This window comes from Microcystis sp. LEGE 08355 (assembly GCF_015207185.1).
Taxonomy (GTDB): domain Bacteria; phylum Cyanobacteriota; class Cyanobacteriia; order Cyanobacteriales; family Microcystaceae; genus Microcystis; species Microcystis panniformis.
In genome coordinates this window covers 1-5,217 of the sequence record NZ_JADEXI010000329.1, presented here as the reverse complement: position 1 = coordinate 5,217, position 5,217 = coordinate 1, and the positions used below count along the sequence as shown (strand labels likewise).

The following is a 5,217-nucleotide window of genomic DNA, read 5'->3' as shown; positions in this document are numbered from 1 at the left end:
GATCCCTACAATACTTTAGTATCGGTGATAATCTCATGCCCCGGGAGATGATCGGATCCTATGCCATTCTCAAAAAAGCCTGTGCGATTGTCAATAAGCAAAAAAATCGTCTCAGTCAGGAGAGAAAAAACCTAATCTGTCAAGTCTGCGATGAAATTTTAGCCGGACAACACGCGGATAACTTTCCCCTCTACGTTTGGATGACGGGAAGTGGCACCCAGTTTAACATGAACATCAACGAAGTCATCTCCAATCGTTGCAGTCAACTGACGGGGAATCCTCTGGGTAGCAAAACTCCCGTGGACCCCAACGATCATGTTAATATGTCCCAATCGACTAATGATTCCTTTCCCTCGGCCATGTATATTGCCGTTGCCTTGGCAGTCAAGGAAAAATTAATTCCCAGTCTGCAACTATTACGGAATAGTCTCGATGAAAAGGCGCAATTATGGGCAAATATAGTTAAAATTGGTCGCACTCACCTACAGGATGCCACCCCTTTAACCCTCGGACAAGAATTCTCCGGTTATGTGGGTTTATTGGATGATGGCAGCGATTGGCTAGAAAAATGTCTAGAAAAAGTCTATCGTTTATCCTTGGGAGGAACAGCAGTAGGTACGGGAATTAATGCTCCCCCAGATTTTGATCGAGATGTGGCTGCCGAAATCGCTAATCTGACTAAATTACCCTTTATTACCGCTCCTAATAAGTTTACCGTGCAAGGTTCCCACGATGCTCTAGTTTTCTTGAGCGGGGGATTGAAAACTATCGCTAGTTCCCTGTATAAAATTGCTAATGATATCCGTTTACTTAGCTGTGGTCCCCGTTGTGGATTAGGAGAATTACAGCTGCCAGAAAACGAACCGGGTTCTTCAATTATGCCGGGGAAAGTTAATCCCACCCAATGCGAAGCTTTATCGATGATAGCAGTGCAGGTGATGGCTAATGATTTAGCGGTGACGATGGGAGGTGCTGGAGGACATCTGGAGATGAATGTCTATAAACCGCTGTTGATTCATAATCTCATGCAGTCTATCCGTTTGCTCACTGATGGTTGCGGTAATTTCTGTCAGTTTTTGGTTAAGGGGATGACTGCTAATCAAAAACAAATTGAGACTTTTTTGAATCAATCCTTGATGCTGGTGACTGCCTTAAGTCCCGTGATTGGCTACCAAAAGGCTGCCTACGTCGCTCATTATGCCCTAGAAAAGGATTTAACTCTGAAAGTGGCAGCCTTGCAACTGGGATACATCAAGGAAGCGGATTTTGATCGCATTGTTGACCCCGCTAAGATGGTCAATCCCTACGTTGCCGATGGTTAATTCTCTGAGGGGTTGACTACCGTAAAAATCAGAGGTCGCAGGCAGGCACGGATTCCCATTATACATATAAGTATAAGGCAAGCGGCGGGATTTGTCAAGCCCCGCCACCAGAAATTTCTCCTAAACTTGGGTAATGATAGCGAAGAAAACAAACAGAAAAATCATAAATGCCCCTGCCATGCGGAAGAATGGTTTAGGAAGATTAATAATTTTCTCCAGTTTCAAGAAACCCACCAGAAAATAAGCGGCGATTGCCAGGAGAATCGGGATAACCACGCGCAAGATTGTGCCAAGGGGACCAGAGAAAAACTCACCGATTTTATAGCGGGGTGTATTTTCTTCCGCATGAGGAGGAATAGTTACACTTGTCCAAGTTTCTCCCCCATCGGTGGAACGAAAAACTGTAGTTTTAGCGCCACCAAAACCGAATAAAGTTTTATCTTGAGCATAATTAGGAGAAAACTGAACAGAGATACCAGAGGAAGGGATACTATGAATTTTCACTAGGGGTATTTTAGGATCACCAATTGATTTAAAAGTTTCTCCTCCATCGGTAGATTTAAACAAACCATCTCCCTGTAAACTAACCATTACCGTGCGATCATTAGCGTAATCAGGAGAGATAGCAATAGTTTCTACTGATGCTTGCGGATTAAACCCTGGTTTCTCTAATTTTGTCCAACTTTTAGCCCCATCTTTGCTGACAAACAAACCAGAAATTGTCCCAGCAAAAATAGTCCCATCCTTGGGATAATTGGGAGACATTGCCAACTGCACATTAGGGGTTTTTGATAGGGGGTTTCCTTGAGTGACATTGTTCCAAGTTAGTCCACCATCAACACTTTGATAAATACCCTCTTTTCCCGTGACAAACAAAGTTTTATCCTTAGCAAAATCGGGGGAAGCTACCATAGCAGGGGCATAATTACCGAAAATTCTGCCCACTTCACTGATATTTTTAACCGTATTTCCTCCATCGGTAGAACGAAATATTCTCCCCTGCTGATTGGTGAGAAAAAGAGTTTTATCCTTGGCAAAATCTGGAGACGTAACTATCCTCGGACCGCGGACTCCTTCATCGATTTCGATAATTTTCCATAAATCACCACTGTTATCGGATTTGGCAAATTTATTGCGTAAAAAGCCAGCAAAAATAGTTCTATCTTCTCCATAGTTAGGAGAAAAGGCAATGTCAAAGAAACGCCGGGGATCTTGTCCTGATTCTTCGGGATCTTGACCAAGTCGATAAACCTCTAAACCGCGATTAATTGGTGTCCAAGTTTCCCCTTGATCGCGACTGATGAAGATATTGCCTACATAATTAGCCATGACGACAGTACCATCCTGAGCATAATTAGGAGAAACCGCCATGGCGATAACTGTTCCCCGGGCTAAAGTTTCTATTTCCTGCCATTGTTTGCCCCTATCCGTGGTTTTAAATAAGCCATTAAATCCCCCTAAAAACATCGTATCTTGAACTATTTTTAAATCCATAAAGTGGGGAACTTTATAATCATCAGCCTGTTTGTCTTTGGTTAAACCCTCGCTCATTTTTGTCCAACTTTTGCCCCCATCCTGAGAAACATACATTCCATCATACCAAGTGATGGCATAAAGGGTTGAATTTTGGGCATAGTCGGGAGAAATAACGATGTCTTCGATGATTTTATCCTTAATTCCTTCGTTAACAGCTTGGAAAGTTTTACCATCATCAACGGTTTTAAAAATACCTGCTTCTTTTGTGCCGACAAAAAAGGTTTTATCCCTGTCTAGATTAGGGGAAAAAGCAATTGTATCCACTGCCCCCACATTAGCGGGTAGGGGGAGATTCTGCCAAGTTTTCCCCCCATCGGAGGAAGTGTATAATTTACCCTGTTCATCCCCGAAAAAAATGCGATTAGGATTGTTGGGAGTAATAGCGAGAAAGGTTATCAGTGCCTTGGTGGGGAAAATATTTGACCAATTTTTACCGCCATCTTCGGTTAAATAAACCCCTTTTTCTAATCCCACTGCCGCTGCTATATTGGGATCGGAAGGAGCAATTTGTACGAAGTTAATAAAGTTAGTTGCTAAACCCTGATTAACTTTCTGCCAAGATTCCCCCGCATCTTCACTTTTATAAATACCATTGGATCTTGAAGCTAGATATAGAATATTTTTATTGAGGGTAGATAGGGATAAGGAACTTAATTCCCCCGTATAATCTAAACCTTGAATTAATCTTGTCCAGTTGCTACCTCCATCGCTAGACTTATAAAAGTTATTTCGCACCAAGATATATACTGTATTATCTGTCTGGAAATCAGGAGAAACTTCCACTTGACTAATTACATCATGGGGACGATGGGCAAAAGCAGCATTACCCCAAAGACAAAAAACTGTAGCGATTATCAATAAAATGAGATTAAACTTGTGGGCGAATCTCAGCAAACTTTGGCGATTAATCATACTTAAACTGCTAATATCGAGGATAAAAATTGACCTAATCTAGCAAAGGGCGATCAAAATTTAAGCAAGGGTTCTGTAAGAGTATAGACGAAAATGGCGATTATAACCATTACTAAAATCAGGCTTATTTGCTATCAGCATAGATTAGAGCCAATCTCTACACTTTGATTATTGTAGAGACTCATTGCCTTTTGTAACCCTTGTTTGAGACCAAGTTCGATCGCTTTTCTGGACAAGTCTAACACTTTCAAGATCACTTGGTTTTCTTGGGGGGTGAATCGGCCTAAAACGTGGGAAATAGTCGCTTTTTCGGTTGATTTACCGATTCCTATGCGTAAACGAGCGAAGTTTTCCGTGCCAACGTGGGCAATCATCGATTTAATACCGTTGTGTCCGCCCGCCGATCCCGATAGACGGATTCTCAACCGGCCTAGGGGCAGATCCATATCATCGTAAATGACTAAAATCGACTCTGGAGCTAGTTTATACCAGTCCAGCACCGCTCGCACCGATTGCCCGGAGCGATTCATATAGGTTTGGGGTTTCAAGAGACGAATTTTGCCCGGGAGAGGACCGTCACCTTCGGCAATAAAACCTTGAAATCGCTTGTTTTCCTGCCAAGATAGCCCCCAATCCCGCGCTAATGAGTCCACAGCTTCAAAACCGATATTATGACGGGTGCGATCATATTTGGGTTCGGGATTACCCAAACCGATAATTAGCTGAGGAATGATTAAATTAGGGGTTTTATCGGAATTCATAGGGTAAAATCGGGTTTTTAACCATGACCCGATTCTTATTATCACCGAATTAGCACTCCGAGCGCTGGAACAAAGTTTCTAGATAAACCTTGGCACAGCTATTTTGCTCCTCAAAATTCATCCTTTCGGGGGATTGACAATTAAGCAGAAAAAATGATAGTGCCGCCGTAAACACACCATCTTGATCCCAACCGGGGTGAGTTTCTAGGTATTGTTGTAGGGATTGGTGGAGGATTTCGGGGATTTCTGCCAAGATACTGACTGATGTATTCATATCGTTTACCTCTGATCGCAAGTGGGGAAATCCCTGACTGGTGCAGTGGACAGTAAGGACTATTGTGAGCCAAGTTGGAGGGAGTTGCAATATTACCAGATGTAAAGGAATGCTTCAGAAAAACTTAATATTTACGAGCGAATAAGGGTTAGAGCTAGATTTTATTTACTCAACTTAACAATAACTCAGTATCTATCGATGGGAATTTTTACAATCAAGATTAATTTTTTCTAGAAGCAAGTGCCGATTCTATCGCTGTTGCCTGTGGAAAAGTCTGGGTAAACTGTGGAAAACTGAGGATTGAGTGGGGAAAGACTGGGGAATGTATGGGGGAAAACATTGGGGAAAAATAAGATTTGCAAATTTTAGTCAGTAGTGATGATCAAGACTACTTAGGGTGTGTGTCTTATAC

General features: G+C 42.2%; 4 protein-coding genes. 1 reads left to right on the top strand and 3 read right to left on the bottom strand.

Annotated features, from left to right (window positions below; translation table 11 throughout):
- Positions 1-1,322 (top strand): class II fumarate hydratase (locus IQ242_RS16055; protein ID WP_193960648.1); only part of this gene is annotated, 1,322 nt, incomplete at its 5' end.
- A gap of 120 nt (positions 1,323-1,442) precedes the next feature.
- Here the strand turns inward: IQ242_RS16055 and IQ242_RS16050 are convergent.
- The 3 genes from IQ242_RS16050 to IQ242_RS16040 all read right to left on the bottom strand — a co-directional run bounded on the left by IQ242_RS16050 (position 1,443) and on the right by IQ242_RS16040 (position 4,805).
- Positions 1,443-3,770 carry a glycosyl hydrolase gene (locus IQ242_RS16050; RefSeq protein WP_193960647.1) on the bottom strand — a complete coding sequence of 776 codons (2,328 nt, stop codon included), beginning with the start codon at positions 3,768-3,770 and terminating at the stop codon, positions 1,443-1,445.
- A gap of 134 nt (positions 3,771-3,904) precedes the next feature.
- Positions 3,905-4,531: an aminoacyl-tRNA hydrolase gene (gene pth / locus IQ242_RS16045; RefSeq protein ID WP_193960646.1), complete on the bottom strand. Its 627-nt coding sequence runs from the start codon at positions 4,529-4,531 to the stop codon at positions 3,905-3,907.
- A 49-nt stretch (positions 4,532-4,580) separates the two neighbouring features.
- A complete protein-coding gene (locus IQ242_RS16040; RefSeq protein WP_002739844.1) occupies positions 4,581-4,805 on the bottom strand; it encodes a DUF2811 domain-containing protein in 225 nt (74 codons plus the stop codon).
- Positions 4,806-5,217: the final 412 nt, after the last annotated feature.

Bases quoted from the DNA above. Each gene is read 5' to 3' on its own strand.
- IQ242_RS16040 (WP_002739844.1), bottom strand. From the start codon at position 4,805: ATGAATACATCAGTCAGTATCTTGGCAGAAATCCCCGAAATCCTCCAC.
- IQ242_RS16050 (WP_193960647.1), bottom strand. From the start codon at position 3,770: ATGATTAATCGCCAAAGTTTGCTGAGATTCGCCCACAAGTTTAATCTC.
- pth (WP_193960646.1), bottom strand. From the start codon at position 4,531: ATGAATTCCGATAAAACCCCTAATTTAATCATTCCTCAGCTAATTATC.